This is a genomic window from Marinobacter caseinilyticus, assembly GCF_011074955.1.
In the GTDB taxonomy this organism is placed as follows: domain Bacteria; phylum Pseudomonadota; class Gammaproteobacteria; order Pseudomonadales; family Oleiphilaceae; genus Marinobacter; species Marinobacter caseinilyticus.
The window spans coordinates 62,716-85,268 of sequence record NZ_WUQJ01000005.1; the positions used below are offsets into that span (position 1 = coordinate 62,716).

The following is a 22,553-nucleotide window of genomic DNA, read 5'->3' on the forward strand; positions in this document are numbered from 1 at the left end:
TGACCGATCAGGACGCGCAGTGGCGCTTGCCCAAGAGGACACGGGCACCACCGGAACCGGTACGTTCAATGTGGCGCACCCCGGCGTCCAAGGCACACATCTCGCCGGCCTGAAAAGTCGTCACACCCTTCTCTGTGGCCAGCGTGAACGGGCCTTGCTGAACCAGAAGCAACACGTCGAAGGCATGGGTGTGCAAGTCACCATCAGCGTGGGGCTCGTAGTCTTTGACCAACGGCGCCTCGAACCCCTTGTCTCGCAGCAGTTGCCTGAACAGGTTTTCATTCACGTTCCAGTCCCCTTTTCCTCTTGAACAGCATCCACAATCGGATCAGATTGACGTTGATCAACCGGAATTGATCGAACAACAATCGACGAGTCCATTTATTATAAGATATTGAGTCGAAACCACCCCTGGAAGATATTGCCTGGATCCGATCGCGGCCGCTTCCCCTCAAACGGTTTCACACTGGGCGAGCATCAAGAAAACCGCTCCGGATTTTGGACAACAAATCGTCCTCTGCGGGTTTGTTTTACGCTAAGGTAGCCCCTCAACATGTCCCACAGGAGATTAGTCATGACCGCCCCGTCACTCAAGGAAACCCTCAGCAGCGCCGTAAAAGACGCCATGCGCAAGAAGGACAAACTCCGCCTTGTTACCCTGCGCATGGCTCAGGCTGCCATCAAACAGATCGAGATTGATGAACGCCGCGAGCTGGGCGATGAGGAAGTCTTAAAGGTGCTGGACAAGATGCTGAAACAGCGCCGAGACGCGGCCAGTCAATACGATGGTGCCGGTCGCGCAGAACTGGCCGACAAGGAACGGGCAGAAATGGTAATTATCGAAGAGTTCATGCCCGCCGCCCTTACCGAGGACGAACTGGACGGCCTGATCCATCAGGCGATCAGCGCCACCGGCGCGCAGAGCATGCAGGACATGGGCAGTGTGATGAACACCCTGCGGCCCCAGGTGCTTGGTCGCGTCGAAATGGGCCACCTGAGCAAAAAGGTTCGGGCGGCACTGTCAGGTTAACGCCGCTCGTTGCAACCCGCATTTTGCCAGGCCATGGCGGCCACATTCTGGTGACTACCATCGGGTTGCCACAAACGCATTCGCCGCACACTGACCCACGAGGTGTGCGGCGAATCCACAAGGCTCGCAAATCAGGTTACGATTGGCTCGCCACCGGCTGACCGGTCAAGATACCCGCCAGCGCATCGGATGGCTCTGCTTCAGTACGCCCTGATCGTCCCAGTCATCCCAAGCGGTAAATGGAATGCCCTGTTCATCACCGATGGTCATCAGCCGCTTGCCCCAGGCGGCTTTCATGTGCTCCAGCCGGTCCTGAAATGCAGCTTCTTCCTGATAACGGATACCACCGCCCTGGACGCCGTAGCTGACCTGAGGCGCCAATACTTCAAACCCCACGTAATAGAGCGAGGAATGAATGGGCCAGAGCCAATCCACCATATTCCCCGCCCGGCCAAACGGCATAAAGGCCGCCTCCGGCGAGCCAGTGGTGACGGAGAGTATCGCCTTCTTGCCCTGAAAGCAGCCGCGATTGTACCGCATGCTACCGGAGTAGAGCCCCCCATATACCAATACGCGATCAAACCAGCCTTTCAGCACTGCGGGCTGGGCATGCCACCACAGCGGGAACTGAAAGATAACAAGGTGCGCCCAGTCCAGCCGAGCGATTTCCCGCTTCACATCCTGCGACAACGTCCCCTTTTCGAAGTGGGCTCGCTGCTCCGTTAATGGCGCAAAATACTGATGATCTACCCGATCTGTGTAATGTGAAGCCCGCTCTACCGGATCAAACTCTTCACCGTACAGGTCATCCAACTCTACTGCGTGACCCGCACACTGCAGGTGGTGTATCGCAACGTTCACCTGGCCGCCATTAAAAGACGCTCGCTCTGGATGAGCCAGTACGATCAGCACGTTCATAATGCGTTTCTCCTGTTGCAAACGTTTTCTCGCGCATCGAATTGCTATTGCATCGCTTCAGGAACAGCCTATGCTGTTCTTAGGCGCACAGGAATTACCCAATAATGAGAATTGAGTTTGCATGGATGAACATCGTATTCGCTGGGATGATCTTCAGATTGTCCGGGCTATCTCAGAAACCGGTTCCCTGTCCGGTGCGGGCCGAAAGCTGGGCGTCAGCCACGCCACAGTGTTCCGTAGGCTCACCGATATGGAACAGCGTTTGGGCGTTACCCTGTTCGAACGGTCTCGCAGCGGATACACACCGAACCTGGCGGGCGAAGACCTCGCCGCCGTTGCGGCGCGAGTCGAAGCCGACATCGTGGGAGCAGAACGCCGGCTAGCCGGGCAAGACCTCAAACTTTCAGGCACCATTCGAGTGACCACCACGGACACCTTGTTCGCAGGGTTGCTCGCGCCGTTATTCAATGATTTTCGAGGGGATTACCCCGACATCGAGCTGGAAGTGGTGATTTCCAATCAGGTCCAGAGTCTGAGCAAACGAGAAGCAGACATTGCCATCCGTCCTACCCACAGGCCTCCGGAAACCCTGATTGGCCGACAAGTTGGAAACATTGAACAAGCCGTCTACGGCCAACGAGCACACTGGAAAAACACCCGGGTGCCTCTGAACAGACTGTCAGAGCACACCTGGACGGGCCCCGACAAACACATGGGCAACACCGCGCTCGAAGCCTGGATGACCCGGCAGGGACTGGCTGATCGGTGCAACTACCGCGTCGATTCCATGCTTGGCATGCAGACAGCGGTCCGCTGCGGGACCGATCTGGCGGTGTTACCTTGTTATCTGGGGGATCGGGACCCGGAACTCAGGCGGCTGACAACTTCCCTGCCGGAATTGGCCACGCCACTGTGGTTGCTGACCCACCCGGATTTGCGCCGGGTAAGCCGAATTCGCGTGTTACTGGAGGCCATTGGAGACAACACTCGAACCGCATTAGCGCAAGGGCAAACATGAGTCCTGGCAGATTGTGTGGAAACGGGAATCGGGCGACACTCATCCCGACTCGATTTGCTGACAGCAAGAAACATTCGGCACAGGCGTTTTATTTGGTTTGTGCCCACGCTTGGGAGCCGTCGCATACCTCTCAGGCAGCGCACCGTCGTGCACCACCCGCTTTGCCGCCATGATGATGGCCCTGGCCCAACCGCGAGTAAGGGTGAGAAGCATAACGCCAAAGGCATCCGGTTCCTGTTGATGCCGTTCAAGGAACTCGCCGGGAGTCCGGATCAGAAACGGTCCGGGAGGGCTGGTATCCAGAGCCCTTCGCTTACTATTTTTTGAACACGAGAAAGCCACCGGCCACGGCCGCGGCGGCGCCACCGATCAGATACCACATGGTTTCATCGGTGAACCGGCCGGTCAGTGATTCGGTGAGCTGGTTGCCGACAGACTGGCTGGCCTGATAGCCGAAATACAACAAGGCGATACCCACCACCAGCAACACCAATCCCACGAGCTTTGAACTTGCCATCGACATCTCCTTTCATGCGCTTTGCTAAAAATGGAAGCAAGCTTGACACCGGATCGGGTGATCGGCAAGTTCCGAACCTTGGTAGTGCCCGGTAACTGTCTGCAATGGCAACGATGGGAAGGTCGTCTCAGGTGGCGATGAGGCTTTGTGGCATCGAGAGAACCGGTCGGATTGGGCTGCGGCAAAACGTCCCCAACAGACGCAAGTTCCCCGCATGCTGCCATTACGTTGAGGCGGCCGGGTGTCGCGGGAGCCCACCCGGCCTTCCGCCGCGACGGCCTCTTACCCAGCGCCAGCTACCGGGCCATCCTTTGTAGCCGATGCTTCAGCTTCGGAGGGCCTGCCAGGGCCCCCGGGGAACAGCCCGGCAGGCCAGACGCCTGCTCCGAAGCTGAAGCATCGGCTACATTCGCTGACGGCAATGCTTGGCGACCCGTAGCAACGCCTGCGGTTTCATACCAAACCTCCCTGCATCTGACATTCCGGCCAGGCGTGCCGGTTTCTAGAGCCGTTCAATGGCCTTGAGCAGGGATGCAAAGGCCCGGGAGAATTGCTTCTCTGCTAGTTTGTCCAATACCCGCCCAAGAAGCGGAATCGTAATACGGCCCTCGGATATCCAGGTCACATGGGTGCCCTCACCTTCAGGCCGTAAAACAATCTCGCCCCGGGTATGCAACATGGGCAGCGGGCTCGATTTTTCGATGAGGAAATGCATCACAACCGGTCGCTCAAACCGGGTAATCCGTTCAGTCAGTTCGAGCGGACCGACACCGATCACACGCAGCGCGCCTGTACCGTTTCGCTCGGCTTCGCCCGCCTCCACCAGCACGGACGTATCGACACCGGGGAATTGTTGGTAGCTGGCATGGTCGGCGATGGCCTCAAAAACCGCCTCGATGTCTTTAGCGAGTGTGCGCTCAACCTGGATACAAAACATGGAGGCTCCTTAAACGTAAAACGGACGGCGGCACTTATCGTAAACGTCCGTGAGCACAAAACCCAGCCGGCCTGATGTACGGCTGAGGATCTCGTCCGGCGAACCCATACCCGATGCCGCCCTTGCCGGAACCCCGCACCCGCGATATACACTGCACGGAATCACTGTCTGAACAGGAATCGCCGTGAGTATCCCCAACCGCATTTATCTGGCCGGCCCGGAAGTGTTTTTCTCCCACGACGAGCACCGGGCCATTGTCACCGAGAAAAAACGCCTACTTGATGAATTCGGCCTCGTCGGCGTGGACCCGCTGGACACGGCACTGGCGTTCACCGCACAAGATTCAAAACAGGCGCGCGGATTCCGGATTTACCGGGCCAATCGCGAATTGATGGACGGCTGCGACGCCGTCATAGCCAACCTCACACCGTTTCGGGGCATCAGTGCCGATCCCGGCACCGTGTTCGAGGTGGGCTATATGATTGGTCAGGGCAAGCCGGCCATCGGCTTTACCCTGGATGACCGCAATTACCAAGCGCGCGCCGGGGCGACGCCAAACGACGCGCAGGGGTATGCCATTGAAGATTTCGAGCTGAGCGACAACCTGATGATTGAGTGCGGAATCACCGAGTCGGGTGGGCGGGTTTTTACGGCCCAAGGCGGCACAGAACACCGCTATTTTACCAGTGAACTGTTCCAACGCTGCGTTGAAGCTTTGCGGAGTGGATTTACGGATTAGCACGGTGTGATCGCGTCGTTTTTGATAGGCTGGCATTCATCGGGTGGCGTAGCGGCCTCATGGATTGGCAGCGTATTGCACGGAGCACCGCCGAGACACAGACCCACACAAAACGCCCGGATGGTATGAAATCAGACCACCGGTGATAACCAAGGATATGAGCCTGAGTACCATGCCAGCCAATGTAACAACCCGGATACTGCTCCGGTCCAAGCGCCTGAATATCTACCTGGTCCGTTACGCCCAGGGCCACAAGGTAGTGCCCCATGTGGACATGATTGCCCAAGGTCGCCTGTACAAGCTCAATTGTGTGCTGAAAAAGCCCAAGGCGGGCGGTGAGTTCGTGTGTGAGAAGAATGTGTTCAACCTGTTTGGCCGGGTGATTCTGTTCCGACCCGACTTGTATCAGCACCGGGTCTCCAGGATCGAGCGCGGAAACCGGTGGCTGCTGAGCTTTGCCCTGACGGCCCGATAATCCACCTGTGCTGGCGCGCGGCGGGCTACCAGATACCGGGCCTGCCTCACAGCAGTTCAAACACGTGCAGTGTGTTTTCAGCGGCGCCTTGTCTCTCACCCTTCGCCGCCTGTTTGTCCATCCAAGCCATAACGAAAGCCCACCACCCAACTAACGGCAATCCAAATCCCGGGCGCGTTGCCAGCTCGATGGCTTGCCCCCCACATAGCGGAAACGGCGGGCCCTGATCCGGCCCTGCTTATCCCTCGCAAGGCTGAACGACACCTTCCGGTTCGCAACCGGCCGCCCAGAGCCCAGGCAACCCCGAATGTGAGCAAAGACCTTGTCTTCGCCTGCATCCGGCGAGAGAAACCCAAAGCCTTTGGCGTCGTTCCAGGCGGTTAACTGTCCAGTGTTGTTCGACGTGTTCCGCCCGCCAGTGTCTGTTTTACTATGCCACTGTTTTGCTACGCCGCTGTTCCACTATTTCGCTACGTGGCCCACGTAAGCCGCGACAAAGGCGGTTTCCTGGAATACTTTCAGCCCCGTCTGCGCAAAGGCGATTGGCAATGGGTTTGCGGACAGCGTGGCTTTGATCAGCGCCGGCGGGAGCATTGTGACGTCTAAATCCGTATCTGAAATCAACTGAATAGCCGCCTCCAGCTTGAAACTGATGGCACCACCGGCAAACTTACCTTTGGGCATACGCTCTTTTATCGCAACCTTACGAACCTCGTAGTCGACCATCAGTTCCGCAAAAGACGTCTGGAACTCCAACAAATCTGCCCGGGAATGATTCTTCTTCAACGTCAGCTTGCGTACCTTGCATTCCGGTAAACTGAACTGCCCTTGATCCAGATTCAGCAGACAAACAACGGCATCGCTGCCGGTCAGCTCAACACCACATACAATCATGTCTGTTCCTCAAACCGCGTTAACCACAACACTTCTTGAATTTAAGGCCACTGCCGCAACTGCACGGATCGTTGCGCGAAGGCATTTTTTCGTGTTGAACGGTCGCACCCTTGTTTAGTATCGCGGTCAGTTCCGAAACGGATTCTACCGCACCCTCGCGGGTGTCGAGCGTAATATCAGCATGCAATTTGGCCTCCGCCACCAGCGCCTCAACTTCGTGCCGGCGTGCTTCACTGGTGACCACCAGGGTTAATGGATGCTTCTTGCTGCCACTCTTTTTACTGGCGTTGGTCTGAAAGCCACCATAAGACGTGTGGTGCTGACGCGCATCCTGCCGGCCCTTGAAGAAAAATTTATCTGACATACTAAAACCCTGGTGATTGAAAGAGGGAAAGCGAGCGTTCACGGAACGACTGACGACCGTCGACGCGGACTCCTTTTAGCATGCTTATGGGATTGGTTATATAGCGAGGTGGGGAAAAATGAATCGCCAGCCACAATGCTGGCTCAGGCCCGGTCACCGGAACTGGCGCGTGTAGCGTAGTGGTTGTCTGAGAGGCAATGCAGTTCCCTCTTCATCGCTTGAAGTGCCGGGCAACCTGCAACACTGCAGGTCTTGAACAGCCATCCGTTGGGGCTGAATCGTTTTGCACCAGAAACGGACTTACGGACAGATTCGATCACATTACATCAATTCTGTCCGTATGCGCCTCTCGGAATCCGAGCCTAAGTTTCAGGCGGCGTTTTCCTTCCGCCACGCCAGTTCATTGCGGATGGTGGCCTTCGGCTGAAGCATCGCAAAGTGGATGTCGGCGATTTCCTTACCATCCTTTAATCGCTGCACAAAGTCAGGATTGGCCAGCGCCTTTTTGCCCACTGCCAGCAGGGCATCCGGGTAGTCGCCGGCCGCATCGTGGAAGTTGGTCTCATCGATGCCGCCGTTCACGATCAGGTCCAGGCCTTCCACGCCCGCGACCACATCCGCGAGGGCGAGATCCCCGTCAATGAACGGTGTGCGACGAACGTCCCCATCCGTGGTGTGGATGAAATCCACGCCGGCATCACGAACGGATTCAACGATGCGCTGAAACCCGGACTGCCCTTCTGGGAATTGATAATCGGGATCCGTCACGGTCACCTGAGAGAGCCGGATACCGACCGCAAAGTCAGGACCGACGGCCCTACGAACCGCTTTGACGACCTCGACGACCAGGCGCAAACGATTGTCCAGACTGCCCCCGTAATTATCATCTCGCTGGTTGAAATGGGTGCTGAGGAACTGGTGCAGCAGGTAGCCATTGGCGCCGTGTAACTCGATGCCATCAAAACCCGCGGCTTTGGCATTGGCGGCCGACTGCGAAAAGCCGTCAATGGCAACCTGAATGTCCGACGCGGTCATCGCTTCGGGGGTTTGCCATTCTTTCTGGTCACCGTAAAACCCCAGAGGTGCACCTACCGGCACCACCGCGCTCGGAGCCAACGGCTGATCGGTGAAGCGATTGGCCTGGAACTGGGCACCGGCGTGCATCAGTTGTACAAATATTTTGCTGCCTGCTTCGTGCACGCGATTCACGATGGTTTGCCAGCCAGCGACCTGGCTGTCACTGATCATCCCCGGCTGATTGGCATAGCCTTGGCTGGCCTTATCATCGGTGTAGGTACCTTCGGTGATAATCAGGCCGAAGCCACCTTTTGCGTAGGCTTCGTAATGGTCCGCCATCAAATCGTTCGGATCGCCGTTGACCTCCGCACTGATGCGAGTCATCGGCGCCAAGGCAAACCGGTTTGGCAGGGTTTGAGAAGCGAATTTGTTTGCTAGCATCACATTACTCATCGGGAACACCTCATCTCTGACTTGTCTTTATCTTGACCGCATTGTCAGGGTGTGCCGGAGCGCTTGAAAGCGGAGAATATCGAAGAAACCAATCAGAATATTTGAACCATGCCCAAAGCGGGTGCCGGTTCACACGGACATTTCCCGGCCACACCCTCCCCCCGCAGCAGGCAGGCGTTTCGGTGATGGCCCGGCTGGACCACCTGACAGCTACGTCCTGAGCTTCCGTCGCATGCCCCGACGTCCTCGGTGGGGTGGGCGTAGTATTGATGGGACGGTAGTACTCCTAAAGACGGTGTAAGTAGCAGGAGTCCTTGACCATAAAAGCGCTTGAACTGCGAAGGTTCTGTGGGGCACCCAAGAGGAGATTTTCAGGAACCCTCAGCGCCAGGTTTGCTCCAACACCAAGGTGGCCATCGGGCTAACAACAAAGACGTACTCGGAGTACGACCATGGTTCAGCGTGTTGTGAAAGTCCTGGTTTGTACTGGCATTGTTTTCCCCCTTACCCTATGGGCCGCCCCCCAGCCGTTAATCTCTTCCCATGTTGTCCGCGATGACACGGCCAAAGGCAAAATGGCCACCATGTTCAAATCGGTGGTTGAAGAAAAACTGGGCGACAAATACGAAATCATCATTCATTCGAATTCCTCTCTCATGAACGATGAGGAAGTGGTCGACGCCGTCGCCGGGGGAACCATCCCTTTTGCGGCACCGGCGCTCTCGAAATTCGACCGCTACACGCAGCAACTGAAAGTATTCGATCTGCCCTTCCTGTTCCCCGACATCGACGCGGCGAACTGCTTTCAGAAGAGCCCAACCGGGCAAACCCTGCTCACCCGTATGGAATCATCCGGTGTTTTAGGGCTCGGCTATCTGCACAACGGGCTGAAGCAGTTAACTGCGACGCGGCCCTTCAGCAAGCCGAGCGAATTGTCCGGTCTGCGATTTCGGATCATCTATTCCGATGTCCTGAAGAAGCAATTCGAAATTATCGATGTTGAGCCAGTGCCAATGGCCTTCTCGGATGTCTACCAGGCGCTGGCTGACAATCGAATCCAGGGACAGGAAAAACACTTGGTCGAACACCTTTTCCAAAGTTTTTTATGAACACCAGCCCTACATGACGGCATCCAAACACGGTGTTCTGGATTACATGTTCATCACCAACACGACGTTCTGGAACGGTTTGACTCAGGACGAGCAACGGTTGTTCCGCTACGCCATGAATATGGCCTTGCGGTATGGCAACGCCGTGGCCAAGGGCCTTAACGACCAGAGTGAACTGAAACCCATGAAACGTGTCACTGTGCTCGAACCGACACGGCAACAGCTGGCCGTCTGGCAGTCCGCAATGAAGCCGCTGTGGCAGGAATACGAGCCGGTCATTGGCGCCGACATACTGAAGGCAGCACAACAGGCAGAAGAGGTAACGGCAGCAAGCGCGAACTGATCAACCCTGATTGTTGTCAAGACCGCCTGACCGATTGTCAGGGCATTGGAAAGAAGCCAGCAACGGATTGCTGGCTTCTCTGCTTCAGGGCTGAAGGATCTGTCGGTCTGGACCGTTCGGAAACCCCTGTGTCAGTGCACGGGTTCCAACCGTAAACGACCCACAAAACGCGGTGTCAGCCACTGGCAATTAACGGCCTGTCCCGACCTGCCCCGTCACCTCACCCGCACAGCCATGAACTGACGGTAGAGCCCACTCCCGACAAGCACATTGAACGGAAAGGTTACGCCGGAAAATACCAGCCTTGTCAGCCCGATGTCGGCTGCTGGAATCGCGCAACGTATTGCCACCGACGCTGCGGTGCAGGACACGCTGTCAGTGATTACCGCCAGCACAACGATGGTCCCGGCGCACGGTCAGTTCGCTTTGGCCAGGTAAGGCCGCGTAGGTTGATGCAGCGACGGCAACCCATCGCCCCTTACCGGACCTTGAAGCGACGAATCAGGGTATTCAAATCTTCCGCCATGTTGGCCAGAGACTTACTGGACTGGTTAACCTTTCCGATGTCCGCTGCCAGCTTATCGATGGCGCCACTGCTCTCCTCGACGTTCTGGGTCATTTCGGAGGCCGTGGCTCGCTGTTGCTCCGTTGCACTCGCAATTTGCGTCGTCATCTCAACGATTCTATTGACCGCCGACAGTATGTCCGACAGGGCAGAACCGGATTTACTGGCTTCCTCAGAGGCCTCACCCGCCAACTGTTTGGCTTTGCTCATGTCAACCACGGCACCGGCGGCGCCAGTCTGCAGATTTGAAACAATCCGCTCGATGTCGACCGTCGAATCCTGGACCCGTTTGGCCAGACCGCGAACCTCATCGGCAACAACCGCGAAACCGCGCCCGGCTTCGCCGGCACGGGCCGCCTCAATGGCAGCGTTCAGGGCCAGCAGGTTGGTTTGCCCTGCGATGTTCTGAATGACCTCCAGGACGCTGCCGATCTCGCCGGATTCCTTTTCCAGTTGCTGGATACGCTGTGAACCTTCCTCAACCTGTTTGGCCAGATTGGCGACGGCCTTGATCGCAGTGGCAACCGTTTCCTGCCCCAGGTCCGCCAGCGACGCCGCCTGACGCGCCGACTCATCCGTATCGGTGGTATTGGACGCGATTTCCTCTGAGGTGGAGACCATCTCCTGCATCGCAGCCGATACTTGGGTGATCTGGTCTCGCTGGTGCTCGGAGTTGTCGGTGGTTCGCTCGGTGATACCGGACAGGGATTCAGATTCCGTGGTGAGCTGCCGTGACGAGGTGACAATTCGGGTAATGGTGTCTTCCAGGGTTTCCAGGAACGCATTCACAGCGCCAATGAAGTCACCGATCTCGTCCGGGCGGCCACCGGTCAGGCGGGTCGTGACATCGCCGTTATGTTCACTGATCTCCTTGAGGTAATCGAGTATCTCCCCCCTCGCGCGCTTGACACTTGAGCCCATCAACCGACTCATCAAAAGTGCAGCAATGAGGCCAAGCACCACCGAAATAGCAAAAGCGGTCAGGGTGAACTTCAGTGCAAGCGCCGTTTCCATCTCAGCTTCGTCTGCTATGTCCTCAAGTGCTCCGAAAACACTGGTCTCCAGATCGCGGGCCATCTTGGCGATGTCGGGCCCCAGCACATCCAGCTTTTGAGTTTTCACGGTAAGAACCGTGTGCTGATAGGTCAGCAATTCCTTGACCGACAGCCGGTACTTTTCGAGATTTTCCAAAGCAGTACCGAGATAAACCTTAATGAATTGGGGGCCGTTATCCGCATCGATCAGGCCCAGATCATCGGCCAGATCCTCAATGGCATATTCCAGGGTTTTCTTTGACGATTCTTCGCCATCGGCAAAATAACGCTGCGCCGCCAGTCTCATCATCAGGGCATCGTGCAGCAGCTGTTCCAGTACGGTTCTTAGTTCGCTTTCAGGGCTTCGGTTGGCGATGCCATTGAGCGCCATTCTCAGCGCCTCTGAGGCGCTGGGGCCATAGATATCCAATTCATTCCTGATAATCGACAGTACCCGTTTTTTAGCCGGTACGAGTTCGTTTTTGAACGCATCCACATATTGGACAGTCGCTTGTTCGATGTCATCGACAAGGCGGGCACGCTCGGGATTCTGGATATTTTCCTGAGCGTTCTCAATGTTCCTGGAGAACTCCTCTTCCAGTTCCTGAAAGGTGGTCAATAATTCCTCATTGCCGGTGGAGTAATAATCGAAAACCCGCAATCGCATCCGGTAAAGGTTGATAAGCGCATCGGTGGCCACCGCCGTGTCAGGCGCAAGATCCCGTGCGACGGTATTCATGCGTTCATCCAGCAACTGGAATTCCCTGACACTATAGAAAGTGACAAATGCAAAAAGCAGCAGAATAAAGATGGGGGCGGCGAGAAGCTTTCCCGGCACCCCGAATTTACGTTCCACAGTGTCAAACACAGAAGCGGTCACAGGTCTTCCTTTTGTAAAGTGTCTCAGACTTTGATTATCGACCGTTGCGCAAATAACTGGAGCTGAAAAGCAAGAAATGTTCGAGGGTATTGGGCCTTGAGCCTGCCCGGTTCGGATCGATAGCGACTAGGCCAGGTTATTCACCACCTCCGCTCATACCCGGCGATGGTCGCGGACATCCGCACGACGTTCCCCGCCCCTTCGTTGAGCCACTTTCTCCATTTCAGGCGACTACATAGATACTGTCTTGTCTGCCCCTGTTTCCGAATTCGCAGCATCCCCCGCTGCTCACTTCCAAAGTCGAATCGAGGCCGGGCAATGGGGTCTGGCTGACGGGGCACGAGGCACTGAAATTAGCTCTTTTGGCTAATGTACCGATCACACACATTAACCAATACTAAATTCTGTATACCAACCTCGAATGCCTGTGGGCGTTCATTGTGGACACCCCCACAGCCAGGCAGTGAACTTGGCCGCCAGTAGCCCCACCGCCTGTGAGAGCCGGCCAGAATATTGCTACCGGACGGGGCTCCAGCGGTGCTCAAAAAAGTACCGTTACCACACACTATCGGAGAAGGTTATGAGCATCAGAAGCGCGCTGTCGGTTCTCGCCGCCCTTGCAATGACATTACTCGCCGGACAGGCGCTTAGCCAAACCGGCGTCGAGCAGCTTAGTGAAGTGACCAAAAATGAAACCTGTACAACGTGTACAGGCGATGCCAGCGCGCTCTATAACGCCCTGAATCCGGAATCCGAGAGGTTTTATTACTTCTACAACGCGTTTCTGGGAGAAGGCAAAGTGCTCACGCTGGATGGCAACAATCGCCTGATGATGGCGGCCAAGAATTCCAACCACACCAACACGCGCCAGCAGTGGAAAATAGTGATAGCGAACGATGGCTACGTTCATCTCTGGAACAAGGCGCTGGGGGATACCCTCAGAGTCGACAGTGACACGGCCAAACCTCATATGGCCGGCAGTGGGGGCTACAGCGGTCAGTTCTGGTACATGGAGGACGCACACAGCGGCTGGAGCCGAATATCGAATTCGTATCAGGGGCGGAACAAAGTACTCGATACCTACAACGCCGCGGGCAACTATGTCTTCCTGGAAGCCAAAGCCAAAAACACATCCGGGACCTTCTGGAAATTCAGCCTGGTCCCGAGCCAGTAAACTGGCGTCGGGTTCAGCGGAGTTTCACCCCGTAGGCATTATGATTCAATAACAACAGGCAGCGTCGGCTGCCTGTTGTTATTATGAACTCTCCGGAGGGATCCCGCGCGAAGGCCAGATTAAGATCAATCTGACCCCTGCAATTGCCACCCTTTGGTTATGGTTTAACGACTAAACTAATTGACAGGACGTTCCACAAATTCAGCCTCAAGGAGGATGATCCGATGGTTGGAATCTCCAGATCTCATTGGGTCGCAGCCGGACTTCTGGTAACTGCCAGTATTACTAGCCTATGGCTACGCACACCCTTCCCGGACGATGAGACACGCTATCTTTCTTGGCTTGGGAAATGTGGCTGCGGGGTGATTTTATTCTCCCTACCCTCAACGGAGAACCTTACTCTCACAAACCGCCCATGCTTTTCTGGCTCATCCACGCCGGCTGGGCCACGTTCGGTGTCAAGGACTATACGCCCCGCCTGATAGCCCTTGGCAGTGCCCTGTTTTCCCTTCCCCTGATTGCCTACATCGCCCACTGCCTCCGGCCAAACCATCCCCGGGCTAAAGACTTTGCACCGCTGATCCTGGCGAGTTTCCTGTGCTGGCTGGCGTACAGCACGACCGTCATGTTCGACCTCCTGCTGGGGCTCTTTACGCTGGCGGCCATCGCCGCAGGCCTCAGGGCAACCCTTGCGCCCCGTCTCGGCTGGTTTGTGGTGTGTGGTGCGATGCTTGGCGCGGGGATGTTGACCAAGGGTCCGGTTATCCTGCTGAATTTGCTGCCGGTGCTGATCCTCATGCCGTGGTGGCGCTTTTCGGCGCATCGAATCCCGCTGCTTTACTGGTACGGCGGCCTGGCCCTGGCCATCATAATCAGTGCAGCCTTAATGCTGGCCTGGGTCTATCCGGCGGTCGAGCGCGGCGGTCCGGCCATTGAACATGCGTTGATCTGGAAGCAGACCGCCAGTCGCATGGCGCATTCCTTTGCCCACCCCCACCCCTGGTATTGGTATCTGTTGCTACTGCCTGCGTTATTTTTCCCCTGGGGCGTGCTGGCGTGGAAGAAAGTCTGGCGGGGACGCCCGTGGAAAGACCAGGGAGAACGGTTTTGCATGGCCTGGTTTGGTGTTTCCCTGACAGCATTTTCAATGATCAGCGGCAAACAGTTTCACTACCTGATACCGGTAATGCCCGCTGTTGCCCTGTGGCTGGTCAGGCGATACGCAGCGCGACCCATCGGCCGGCGAAGCCTTCTTGTCGTGGGCACTGTTTTGATTCTGTTTGGCCTGATGCTGCTTTTTTCGCCTGAGTGGTGCGAACTCAGCGTGAGTGGCAAAGCGTGCAAAGTAACCCCACGTCTGGGCGCGGCCCTGCCCCTATTGCTGGGATTTTTCCTGTTACGGGCAAGTCAGGCCGGACGGGAGAGGATGGCGTGGCTGGCGGCAGTGCCCACAGCACTTTTGCTGGTCCTACTGACAAATTTCGCGGTCTTCTCCCCGCAACAGAACGTTCAACCCATCGCGAACAGGGTCAAGCAGCTCCAGGACGAGGGGGCCACCGTCGTCAATGTGGCCAAGTACCATGACCAGTATCAGTTTGCCGGGCGGCTGGAAAAACCATTGGTGGTACGTCGACAGCCTGCACTCGCTCGCTGGGTTCCGAAACATCCGGATGCCTATCTGATCTTTTACGTCGACGATGCCCGGAATCCGCTGACCGGCATCGCCGACGCGGTTTATCCCTACCGCAGCAAGTTGGCACTGATTGTGCCCGCAAAAGCCTGGCTGGCGCAAAACCGGCACATAGAACCGGGCTGATGGATAGCCCCCGTAACATGGGTCCCACTCAAGCCTGCTGTTCACTACCGGGCCTGAAATAAAACGGTCCCGGTTTTCCGTCAACAACAGTACCGTCGTACTCCGTTTAACACTTCGGGTGCAAAGAGTGGGCGGGGAACACCGGCACCACCTCCCGGGCCAGCTCATCCACCACCTCGTCTGCCGGTCGCCGGCTGTAGCGCAGGATGAACCCCACGTGGTTAACGCCAATCTCCTGAAGGCCACCGAGCAATTGTATGAGCCAGTTCCGACCCAATCGGTAGCCGAGGTGGATAGGCTTGGGCGACGTGTCCGGATCTTCGGCAAGATCAATGTACAGCGACTGCGCCACGGGTTTTTCCAGGTGTGCGCCGGCTTCATGAACCGACTGGCGCCAGTTGGCCATTACCCGGGCCATCTCCGGCAGGGGTCTTGGATGGGTGAGCCAGAAATCCGCGTGCTCGGCCACCCAGGCGGGGGATTGGCGGGCAGCGCCGGTCACCCCTAATGGGAGGCGGCCGTGCACGGGCTTCGGCACCAGGTCCGCCCCGGACAGCTCACCCAGCGACGTGCGAAGAATCGGGTAGGTCTCTCCCAACAGCGCTTCCAGATAGCGGAACGCCTCCCGGAAATGGTCGCCGCGCTGGTGATGATCGACCCCGAACGCCGGAAATTCGATGGCCCGGTCACCAGAGGCCAGCCCCATCACCAGGCGCCCGCCGGACAGCGCATCCAGCGATGCCGCCGCTTTGGCCAAATGGATCGGGTGCCGCAGTGGCAGAATCAGCGAGCCCGTGGCCAGGGCTGCGTGCTTTACATGAGGCAGCATGTACGTCATCCAGACCCAGGGGTCCATGATCTGACCCACATCCCCAAAGTTCGGATCGCGCAGCGGTACGTCCCGGGTCCAGAGCGCGGCGAATCCCGCCTGATCAGCCCGCGCGGCGAGTGCGGTCTGGTCGTCCAGTACCGGCATGTCACTGGCGTAAGCCGCAATCGGAAAAAACAGGCCGCAGGTCAGCTTTCGGGGTTCAAACATGCGTCGGAACCCGGCATTGGTGGGCGCTGACAACAGCGAGGGGTGGGATTGAGCGTGGTTCATGCGGCGACTCCTGGCACGTTTTACCACCAACGTGTCACAACGCCGGGGCATGCACCAGTCAACCCAAGTAGCAGTTGTACCCGACTTTGTGATGCCCGCCGGTATTCAATCCAGACTCTGGGTGAGCTTTGGCCATTACTCCCCTACGACGGTAACCGGTCCGGCGGCGTGCCTGACGATCTTCTCGCTTACGCTGCCAAGCGTAAGGCTGCGCACCGCTGAATAGCCCCGCCGGCCCAGCACCAGATGGGTCCCTGGATGAGCGTGCGCGTATTCGAGGATTTCATGCGCCGGATCACCGTTCAGGAGGATCTCTTCCGCCGGGGAGACGCGCCCACAGAGGGCGTCCTTTGCAGCATCGAACACTTCGCGACCGTACCTTCGCTTTTCAGCCTCGATCCGACTGGGCTCCACACCGGCAACCATCATGACCGATGACTTCGAATAGGGATAAACAGATAACAGCTTCAGCGGCTTGCCCGTGGCTTCAGCCAAATCGGCCGCCAGGTCTGCCGCGTCAAGTGATTGATCCGAACCATCACAGGCAACCACAATGCTTGGAGATTCCTTGTCCATGAGGACACCTCCTTCCAAAAGCGTGTATTGCCAATCTACCATTTCTTCTGGCGCGGCAGGGTTGACTTGGGTCAACCCTGCCGCGCACGGAGAGAGATCGCGCCACCCTTGCCCACCCCTATACTGGCGTTGTAAACCTACGCTTTCGTGCCGGTTGGCACCGGCACCAGAAGGCGAGGAGGGCCGAATGGATCCCCTTACATCAACCTGACGCATCGCGTGTTCAACGCCTTTGGTTCGTTTTCGCTTGCCGGGTTACACCAGCGCGCCGTTCACGATGGCCCGCAACTCCTGGCGGATCGGGTAAGACGATGAGGGGATCAGTTGCGTCAGGAAGATCACCACCAGTTCCTCCACCGGATCGATAAAAAAGTTGGTGCTCGCCAGGCCACCCCAACCGAACTCGCCGACCGATCCGTTGGTTTGGGATTTGGCAACGTCGGTCTTGACCGAAAAGCCCAGGCCAAAGCCACTACCGGCGTAAGGTGTCTCACTGAACGCACCGACGGACAGGCCTGGCAGATCCTGATTACCGGGCAGGTGGTTGCTTCGCATGAACGCCAGGGTTTTACGTCCAATAATTCGCCGCCCCCGGAACTCCCCGCCCTGACACAGCGCCTGGGCAAAGTGGAAATAATCATCAACGGTGGAGACCAGCCCGCCGCCGCCAGATAAAAACGTGCCCTTGCGCCGGTATGGGGATTTGTCCGGATCGTCCTGCAGCTTGAACCGATCACCGGGCTGGTACTGGTAGCAGGCAGCGAAACGGTCAAGCTGATCATCACTGACCTGGAAACCGGTGTCAGGCATGTCCAGGGGGTCAAAGATGTGCTCACGCAGATACTCATCAAATGGCTGGTCCGCCAGCAACTGCACCAGATACCCCAACACGTCCGTGCTGACGGAATAATTCCAGGCCGTACCTGGCGAGAATTCCAGCGGCAGTTCCGCCAGCTGACTGACCAGTGATTCCAGCGTCAGATTGCGGCTGCCATCAAGCTTTAACTCCCGGTAAGCCGCATCGACGTTCGTGCGGTTCATGAACCCGTAGGTCAGACCCGACATATGGGTGAACAGGTCGCGAATGGTCATGGTGCTCGTCGCAGGCGTGGTCAGGAAATTGGGATAGACACCGCTTTTATACACCCGCAGGTTCTTCCAGGCCGGAATGTACTTGTGGACCGGATCATCCAGCAAAAACCGCCCCTGCTCATAAAGCTGCATCATGGCGATGGAAGTGATGGGCTTGGTCATGGAGTAGATGCGAAAAACAGTATCCCGACGGACCGGCTTGCCACGCTCGACATCCATCAGCCCCTGGGCTTTGACATAGGCGATTTCCCCTCGCCGGGCCACCAGCGTCAACGCGCCCGGCAATTTCCCGGGCTCAATGTAGCGCCGGTTAAGGTGGCCTTCGATGTTGAGCAACTGGTCCGGTGCCAAGCCGGCAAGCTGTTTGAGTTCCGTCATAGAGGGGCGCCCTTGTCGTTTGAAATTCGCATCAATGGGTCGCTATTAGACACTGTTCCTGGAAGTCACCGCCAGCCATCAACGTCAAAAAAATTTAAAGCCGGGCGCGCGAAATGCCAACAAAGCCGGGGCAGTCTCACTTTTTGACGCAGGGGGTCATCTTGGCATGACCCTGTTTGAATTCAGAGCCCCGCGCCCGAGCAGGCCATTGCAGCCATGGGGACACACTTTGCCGCCCTCTGGCGTGTATTGGCTGGCGCTATCTCTTCCGGCCTCCGGCACTGATGCCCGGTTTCTCCAGTTGCGTTTAACCACGAGTCCGCAACTGATGTGACGGCCGACATTCTGAAAAAGTCACGCTAACGATCAGTAAACAAATTTCAAGCGGGTCCCCCTCACCGATTACATCGTTAGCGAATTTTACGATGTAATCGGTGAGCTCATTGTCAACAGGTGGGTCAGGCGGAGAGGACCGATTGACAGATAACGTCGGCTTTAATTTCTCAAGTGCAACTTCACGGACACTTCTGCTGGCTGCAAAGGGGACAGCGGCCAAACGAGGCAGGCCATGCCTTTATCCCCCTGCCAGGTCCGAACCGTCGCGGGTCTCACAGAATCCAGTCCCTCACCTCACGGTATACCCCGCTGTCGTAGAGAAACCAGTTGTGGGAGATGCAGGCGGTACGGTTATTTGATGCGCCTTTCAGGAGAACGCTGTCATCCGGGTTGATGATCTCATCACAGGAGGACCACCAGGTGCCATAACGCGCCTCGCCCGGCGTCTCATTACCTTGATTGAGATTGGCCAGAAAGCCCGAGCCAGGCCGCATTTCGAAACACGATGAAGACAGGCAGCCAAAGGCCCAGTTGGTGCCATGGTTCGGGCCGGCCAGGGACACCCAGGCGTCGACCTGCGCATCGCCCTCAAGAAACTTCAGGTAATAACGCGATGACAACCCGCCCATGGAATGCGTGATGATATCCACCTGATCCGCCCCCGTGAGGGCCAGAAGGTCCTGAACCCTATTACGAATGTCTTCCGCCGTGCTGGCGTTGGACTGGTTGTAGTTATAACTCCAGGACGCGAGGTAATCCGCCGGCCAGCCATCCGCTTCGAAGCGACTCCGCATGCTGTCCCAGACACTTGCGCCCGAAGCGTAGCCATGTACAAACAAAATGGGGTTCAGGGCGCTGGCTGCTTCGCTACCAGGCTTGGCCGCATGCGACGGAGCGGACAAGACCCAGCAACTCACAGCCAGGATCAGGGATGTGACGAACACAGTTCTGAACATAATGATTCGCCTTTTTGTTGTTGGGTTCAGTGACGCGCTGAACAAGTGTTCATAATTTAAACGCATCTGTGAATCGCCCGTTTGGGGGATACGCTCACCGTTCAACAGCATCGCCGAACGACAACGTGTCCGACCGGTAAACGGTCCGGATGAAGTACTGGCTTTATTCGCTCAAGACGCTGGCCGAACAGATAGTGGCCGTCGGCGGGGTGGGTTTGACCGGCAGCAGAACGTGGCGGGGTATCAGGCAATAAGCGCTGGTGGCGATACCGCAGTGCTCCGAATATTTCGCCACCAACCTGTGCACAAGATTCACTTATAAAGATGTCAGGCCGCCAATGAAAACATGAATTACATCTTATTTTTCATGATGTTACGATATTTTTCTTGCCTCATTTAAAACAAAAGGTAGTCTGTCGCGCGCTAGTTATTAGCTCACTTATCAACTCCTCGGATTAGGAACGATCCATGAAAAAACTGATCATCACCTCCCTTGCCACCGCCACACTGCTCGGCGCATCGTCGGTTCAAGCCAAATTCAATGTGGACACAATTTTGACGAACTGGGAAGAGCGGTCCTACGCTCAGGCCAAACCCGGCTTTGCCGATGTTGGCTTGGCAGACAGCGCACTGACGTTGACAGCCACGGCTGGCCTTAAGACACCGAGCATCCATCCAAATCTGGCCTTCGAAGCGGACCTGCTGACGACCATTGTCGATGGCGAGTCCAGCTTCAGTACTCCGGTGGGTAACACAACCGTCAAGGCCAGCGTCTTTGGTTTGGGTGGTTATGCAGTTGGCAATTACTATGACCTGCCGGTCGAAAACCTGGTGCCGTTTGTTCGTGCCGGCTTGGCCTATACCAGCGTCGACATCAGTAGCAGCTATGCGAGTGCGTCGGGCAGCAGCTTCGGTCTCGGTCTGGGTGTCGGTCTTCGTTACAGCGTAGATAACAGACTTAACGCCATCGTTGATTTCACCAGTACCGACGTCGACGTTTTCAGTGCAGGCGTTCAGTACAGCTTCTGATGAGCTGACTCGCGTGTTTCAGTAGCCTCGTCGCCTCCCTTGAGGCTACTGATTGTTTCCCTCGCAATTTTGACACGGGGTTTGATGACCTCACCAAACCCCGTGTCGACCGCCTAAAACCGTCCAGTTCCAACAACCTCAGTGGGCTGGCCAACAGCCAGTGATTCCTTAATACGAACTCGGCCGCAGTTGAACACGTAACGAGTCATGCGAGCGGAGGCTTCGTCAATCCGGACCGACTCTGCATCCTCCGTCGCACCGCCCAAGTCCTTCTGTGCCGGTCAACAGCCTTTTTATTGGCGTTGTCTGGACCGTAATGAATCTGGATTGATCAAATTGAATTCAATTCGCCCACTTAATCGGTACGATGTCATACATGATCAATGTGAAAGTACGGGGCCTGTGCAGCCAAATGGCGCTGCCCCTCCAATAATAAGCAACCAGGTGGAGTGAATATGTCTACTCAAGTGATTCTTCCTCGTATCATGCATATTGGCGAAGGGGCTTATCAACAGCTTCCCAGCGTATTGGCGAGTCTGAACTGCAGTCGCCCATTGATTATCACCGACAAGATGATGGTGGAACTGGGCTACGCGGGCCGCATCCTGGAGTGCCTGTCGAGCCACAGCCTTTCGGCGGACGTGTTCGATGACACGGTACCCGAGCCCACGGTTAGCTCCATACAGGCGGGCGTCGAACAGGTCCGGAACGGGGATTACGACTGCATCATCGCCTTGGGGGGCGGAAGCCCGATCGATAGCGCCAAGGCAATCGGCATCTTGGGTAAATTCGGTGGCACCATGCGGGATTACAAATTCCCCCGGATTGTGGATCAGTCCGGTTTGCCCATCATTGCCGTGCCCACAACGGCCGGTACGGGTTCAGAAGTAACCCGCATGACGATTATTACGGATGAAACCAACGACGAGAAAATGCTCTGCGTCGGCATCGGATTCATGCCGGTTGCGGCCCTGGTTGATTTCGGCCTGACCGTCAGTGTGCCCAAACGAACCACGGCTGACACCGGCATTGACGCACTCACTCACGCCATGGAAGCGTACGTAAGTCGCAAGGCAAGCCCTTACACCGATAGCCAGGCCATTTCAGCTATGCGCTTGATCGGCCCGAATTTGCGCCGCGTATACCATGACGGTTCCGACAGGACCGCACGGGAATCCGTCATGTTAGGCTCGACACTGGCCGGCGTGGCTTTTTCCAATGCCTCCGTCGCGCTCGTGCACGGCATGAGCCGACCTATCGGGGCGGCCTTTCATGTCCCCCACGGCCTGTCCAACGCCATGCTGCTCCCCAGCGTAACCGAGTTTTCAATACCCGCAGCAGCCGTGCGCTACGCCGACTGTGCCCGGGCTATTGGCGTGGCTGATGCACAGGACACGACGGACGTCGCCAACAGTAAATTACTGGACGAGCTCCGAGCACTCAATGATGAACTGGAAGTGCCTACCCCCGAAGCATTTGGTATCGACCGCGATGAATTTTTCAAGTTGATGCCGACCATGGCCGAGCAGGCCCTGCAATCGGGATCACCCGGAAACAACCCGCGTGTGCCAAGTGCGGACGAGATTATCGAAATCTACAAGACGCTATGGTAATCCCGGACAGAACCCAGCCAATTGCATTATCCGGTGGCCTTGGACGAGGTAGGATCCTTTGGTAAGGCCGCCAGACGCTGCTATCTCAACCCGCGGGCTTTATGCGCCTGCGCCAGCTTGAAGACGAAGTGAGTTTGATGCTCGTTAGCCGCGGGCTAACACTAGAACCAGGACAGGTGGGTTTACCG

23 protein-coding genes and 1 pseudogene are annotated in these 22,553 nt (G+C 56.8%); 10 read left to right on the forward strand and 14 right to left on the reverse strand.

The genetic code is table 11. The features are described from left to right. Positions 1-7: 7 nt before the first annotated feature. Complete coding sequence (locus GRX64_RS01980) at positions 8-286, reverse strand: cupin domain-containing protein (RefSeq protein ID WP_166263519.1); 279 nt, start codon at positions 284-286, stop codon at positions 8-10. A 288-nt stretch (positions 287-574) separates the two neighbouring features. On the opposite strand from GRX64_RS01980, the gene GRX64_RS01985 reads away from it, so the two are divergent. Beyond that, complete coding sequence (locus GRX64_RS01985; RefSeq protein WP_166263520.1) at positions 575-1,030, forward strand: GatB/YqeY domain-containing protein; 456 nt, start codon at positions 575-577, stop codon at positions 1,028-1,030. Positions 1,031-1,195: 165 nt separating this feature from the next. Here GRX64_RS01985 and GRX64_RS01990 read toward each other — a convergent pair whose 3' ends face one another. Next, on the reverse strand, positions 1,196-1,948 hold the full coding sequence (locus GRX64_RS01990; RefSeq protein ID WP_166263521.1) for an NAD(P)H-dependent oxidoreductase: 753 nt from the start codon (positions 1,946-1,948) through the stop codon (positions 1,196-1,198). Between the two features lie 121 nt (positions 1,949-2,069). Between GRX64_RS01990 and GRX64_RS01995 the strand changes: the two genes are divergently transcribed. Beyond that, a complete protein-coding gene (locus GRX64_RS01995; protein WP_166263522.1) occupies positions 2,070-2,966 on the forward strand; it encodes a LysR family transcriptional regulator in 897 nt (298 codons plus the stop codon). 316 nt (positions 2,967-3,282) lie between these two features. On the opposite strand, the gene GRX64_RS02000 is transcribed toward GRX64_RS01995, so the two are convergent. After that, on the reverse strand, positions 3,283-3,483 hold the full coding sequence (locus GRX64_RS02000; protein WP_166263523.1) for a DUF3185 family protein: 201 nt from the start codon (positions 3,481-3,483) through the stop codon (positions 3,283-3,285). Between the two features lie 502 nt (positions 3,484-3,985). Further along, the gene (locus GRX64_RS02005; protein ID WP_166263524.1) at positions 3,986-4,420 is read right to left on the reverse strand and encodes an SRPBCC family protein; all 435 of its coding nucleotides are present in this window, start codon (positions 4,418-4,420) and stop codon (positions 3,986-3,988) included. 184 nt (positions 4,421-4,604) lie between these two features. Here GRX64_RS02005 and GRX64_RS02010 point away from each other — a divergent pair, with 184 nt between their 5' ends. Further along, positions 4,605-5,159: a nucleoside 2-deoxyribosyltransferase gene (locus GRX64_RS02010; RefSeq protein ID WP_166263525.1), complete on the forward strand. Its 555-nt coding sequence runs from the start codon at positions 4,605-4,607 to the stop codon at positions 5,157-5,159. 172 nt (positions 5,160-5,331) lie between these two features. Continuing rightward, the gene (locus GRX64_RS02015; protein ID WP_166263587.1) at positions 5,332-5,634 is read left to right on the forward strand and encodes a 2OG-Fe(II) oxygenase; all 303 of its coding nucleotides are present in this window, start codon (positions 5,332-5,334) and stop codon (positions 5,632-5,634) included. A gap of 150 nt (positions 5,635-5,784) precedes the next feature. Here GRX64_RS02015 and GRX64_RS19770 read toward each other — a convergent pair. The 4 genes and pseudogenes from GRX64_RS19770 to GRX64_RS02035 form a co-directional block, all read right to left on the reverse strand. Beyond that, positions 5,785-6,015, reverse strand: a pseudogene (locus GRX64_RS19770) (cold-shock protein); the annotation flags it as partial. Positions 6,016-6,096: 81 nt separating this feature from the next. After that, a complete protein-coding gene (locus GRX64_RS02025; RefSeq protein ID WP_166263526.1) occupies positions 6,097-6,528 on the reverse strand; it encodes a DUF3010 family protein in 432 nt (143 codons plus the stop codon). 19 nt (positions 6,529-6,547) lie between these two features. Beyond that, positions 6,548-6,892 carry a PBPRA1643 family SWIM/SEC-C metal-binding motif protein gene (locus GRX64_RS02030; RefSeq protein ID WP_166263527.1) on the reverse strand — a complete coding sequence of 115 codons (345 nt, stop codon included), beginning with the start codon at positions 6,890-6,892 and terminating at the stop codon, positions 6,548-6,550. Positions 6,893-7,261: 369 nt separating this feature from the next. Continuing rightward, positions 7,262-8,350 (reverse strand): NADH:flavin oxidoreductase, encoded by a 1,089-nt coding sequence (locus GRX64_RS02035; protein WP_235937481.1) that lies wholly within the window; start codon positions 8,348-8,350, stop codon positions 7,262-7,264. A 464-nt stretch (positions 8,351-8,814) separates the two neighbouring features. Between GRX64_RS02035 and dctP the strand changes: the two genes are divergently transcribed. Then, complete coding sequence (gene dctP / locus GRX64_RS19675) at positions 8,815-9,471, forward strand: TRAP transporter substrate-binding protein DctP (protein ID WP_282433919.1); 657 nt, start codon at positions 8,815-8,817, stop codon at positions 9,469-9,471. Between the two features lie 13 nt (positions 9,472-9,484). Next, positions 9,485-9,814, forward strand: a complete 330-nt coding sequence (locus GRX64_RS19680) for a type 2 periplasmic-binding domain-containing protein (protein ID WP_282433920.1) — start codon at positions 9,485-9,487, stop codon at positions 9,812-9,814. A gap of 215 nt (positions 9,815-10,029) precedes the next feature. On the opposite strand, the gene GRX64_RS02045 is transcribed toward GRX64_RS19680, so the two are convergent. Further along, positions 10,030-10,215: a sodium-dependent bicarbonate transport family permease gene (locus GRX64_RS02045; protein ID WP_166263588.1), complete on the reverse strand. Its 186-nt coding sequence runs from the start codon at positions 10,213-10,215 to the stop codon at positions 10,030-10,032. Positions 10,216-10,292: 77 nt separating this feature from the next. After that, a complete protein-coding gene (locus GRX64_RS02050) occupies positions 10,293-12,293 on the reverse strand; it encodes a methyl-accepting chemotaxis protein (RefSeq protein ID WP_235937482.1) in 2,001 nt (666 codons plus the stop codon). A 580-nt stretch (positions 12,294-12,873) separates the two neighbouring features. Here GRX64_RS02050 and GRX64_RS02055 point away from each other — a divergent pair. Further along, positions 12,874-13,467, forward strand: coding sequence for an RICIN domain-containing protein (locus GRX64_RS02055; protein ID WP_166263529.1), 594 nt, complete (start codon positions 12,874-12,876; stop codon positions 13,465-13,467). 415 nt (positions 13,468-13,882) lie between these two features. Next, positions 13,883-15,283: an ArnT family glycosyltransferase gene (locus GRX64_RS02060; RefSeq protein WP_166263530.1), complete on the forward strand. Its 1,401-nt coding sequence runs from the start codon at positions 13,883-13,885 to the stop codon at positions 15,281-15,283. A 106-nt stretch (positions 15,284-15,389) separates the two neighbouring features. Here GRX64_RS02060 and GRX64_RS02065 read toward each other — a convergent pair whose 3' ends face one another. The 4 genes from GRX64_RS02065 to GRX64_RS02080 form a co-directional block, all read right to left on the reverse strand. After that, a complete protein-coding gene (locus GRX64_RS02065) occupies positions 15,390-16,385 on the reverse strand; it encodes an LLM class oxidoreductase (protein WP_166263531.1) in 996 nt (331 codons plus the stop codon). A 135-nt stretch (positions 16,386-16,520) separates the two neighbouring features. After that, positions 16,521-16,961: a universal stress protein gene (locus GRX64_RS02070; protein ID WP_166263532.1), complete on the reverse strand. Its 441-nt coding sequence runs from the start codon at positions 16,959-16,961 to the stop codon at positions 16,521-16,523. A gap of 255 nt (positions 16,962-17,216) precedes the next feature. Further along, positions 17,217-18,431, reverse strand: a complete 1,215-nt coding sequence (locus GRX64_RS02075; RefSeq protein ID WP_166263533.1) for a serine hydrolase domain-containing protein — start codon at positions 18,429-18,431, stop codon at positions 17,217-17,219. Between the two features lie 608 nt (positions 18,432-19,039). Further along, the gene (locus tag GRX64_RS02080) at positions 19,040-19,723 is read right to left on the reverse strand and encodes an esterase/lipase family protein (protein ID WP_166263534.1); all 684 of its coding nucleotides are present in this window, start codon (positions 19,721-19,723) and stop codon (positions 19,040-19,042) included. A gap of 468 nt (positions 19,724-20,191) precedes the next feature. Between GRX64_RS02080 and GRX64_RS02085 the strand changes: the two genes are divergently transcribed. Further along, positions 20,192-20,752 carry an outer membrane beta-barrel protein gene (locus GRX64_RS02085; protein ID WP_166263535.1) on the forward strand — a complete coding sequence of 187 codons (561 nt, stop codon included), beginning with the start codon at positions 20,192-20,194 and terminating at the stop codon, positions 20,750-20,752. A gap of 455 nt (positions 20,753-21,207) precedes the next feature. Then, positions 21,208-22,365, forward strand: coding sequence for an iron-containing alcohol dehydrogenase (locus GRX64_RS02090; protein WP_166263536.1), 1,158 nt, complete (start codon positions 21,208-21,210; stop codon positions 22,363-22,365). The last annotated feature ends 188 nt before the right edge of the window (positions 22,366-22,553 follow it).

What these genes read in the sequence shown, in the direction of transcription:
- GRX64_RS02015 (WP_166263587.1), top strand. Translation starts at nt 5,332, where the DNA reads ATGCCAGCCAATGTAACAACCCGGATACTGCTCCGGTCCAAGCGCCTG.
- GRX64_RS02065 (WP_166263531.1), bottom strand. Translation starts at nt 16,385, where the DNA reads ATGAACCACGCTCAATCCCACCCCTCGCTGTTGTCAGCGCCCACCAAT.
- GRX64_RS02025 (WP_166263526.1), bottom strand. Translation starts at nt 6,528, where the DNA reads ATGATTGTATGTGGTGTTGAGCTGACCGGCAGCGATGCCGTTGTTTGT.
- GRX64_RS02060 (WP_166263530.1), top strand. Translation starts at nt 13,883, where the DNA reads ATGCTTTTCTGGCTCATCCACGCCGGCTGGGCCACGTTCGGTGTCAAG.
- GRX64_RS02085 (WP_166263535.1), top strand. Translation starts at nt 20,192, where the DNA reads ATGAAAAAACTGATCATCACCTCCCTTGCCACCGCCACACTGCTCGGC.
- GRX64_RS02080 (WP_166263534.1), bottom strand. Translation starts at nt 19,723, where the DNA reads ATGTTCAGAACTGTGTTCGTCACATCCCTGATCCTGGCTGTGAGTTGC.
- GRX64_RS02035 (WP_235937481.1), bottom strand. Translation starts at nt 8,350, where the DNA reads ATGCTAGCAAACAAATTCGCTTCTCAAACCCTGCCAAACCGGTTTGCC.
- GRX64_RS02000 (WP_166263523.1), bottom strand. Translation starts at nt 3,483, where the DNA reads ATGGCAAGTTCAAAGCTCGTGGGATTGGTGTTGCTGGTGGTGGGTATC.
- GRX64_RS02075 (WP_166263533.1), bottom strand. Translation starts at nt 18,431, where the DNA reads ATGACGGAACTCAAACAGCTTGCCGGCTTGGCACCGGACCAGTTGCTC.
- GRX64_RS19680 (WP_282433920.1), top strand. Translation starts at nt 9,485, where the DNA reads ATGACGGCATCCAAACACGGTGTTCTGGATTACATGTTCATCACCAAC.
- GRX64_RS02005 (WP_166263524.1), bottom strand. Translation starts at nt 4,420, where the DNA reads ATGTTTTGTATCCAGGTTGAGCGCACACTCGCTAAAGACATCGAGGCG.
- GRX64_RS02030 (WP_166263527.1), bottom strand. Translation starts at nt 6,892, where the DNA reads ATGTCAGATAAATTTTTCTTCAAGGGCCGGCAGGATGCGCGTCAGCAC.
- GRX64_RS01990 (WP_166263521.1), bottom strand. Translation starts at nt 1,948, where the DNA reads ATGAACGTGCTGATCGTACTGGCTCATCCAGAGCGAGCGTCTTTTAAT.
- GRX64_RS02090 (WP_166263536.1), top strand. Translation starts at nt 21,208, where the DNA reads ATGTCTACTCAAGTGATTCTTCCTCGTATCATGCATATTGGCGAAGGG.
- GRX64_RS02055 (WP_166263529.1), top strand. Translation starts at nt 12,874, where the DNA reads ATGAGCATCAGAAGCGCGCTGTCGGTTCTCGCCGCCCTTGCAATGACA.
- GRX64_RS02070 (WP_166263532.1), bottom strand. Translation starts at nt 16,961, where the DNA reads ATGGACAAGGAATCTCCAAGCATTGTGGTTGCCTGTGATGGTTCGGAT.
- GRX64_RS01985 (WP_166263520.1), top strand. Translation starts at nt 575, where the DNA reads ATGACCGCCCCGTCACTCAAGGAAACCCTCAGCAGCGCCGTAAAAGAC.
- dctP (WP_282433919.1), top strand. Translation starts at nt 8,815, where the DNA reads ATGGTTCAGCGTGTTGTGAAAGTCCTGGTTTGTACTGGCATTGTTTTC.
- GRX64_RS01995 (WP_166263522.1), top strand. Translation starts at nt 2,070, where the DNA reads ATGGATGAACATCGTATTCGCTGGGATGATCTTCAGATTGTCCGGGCT.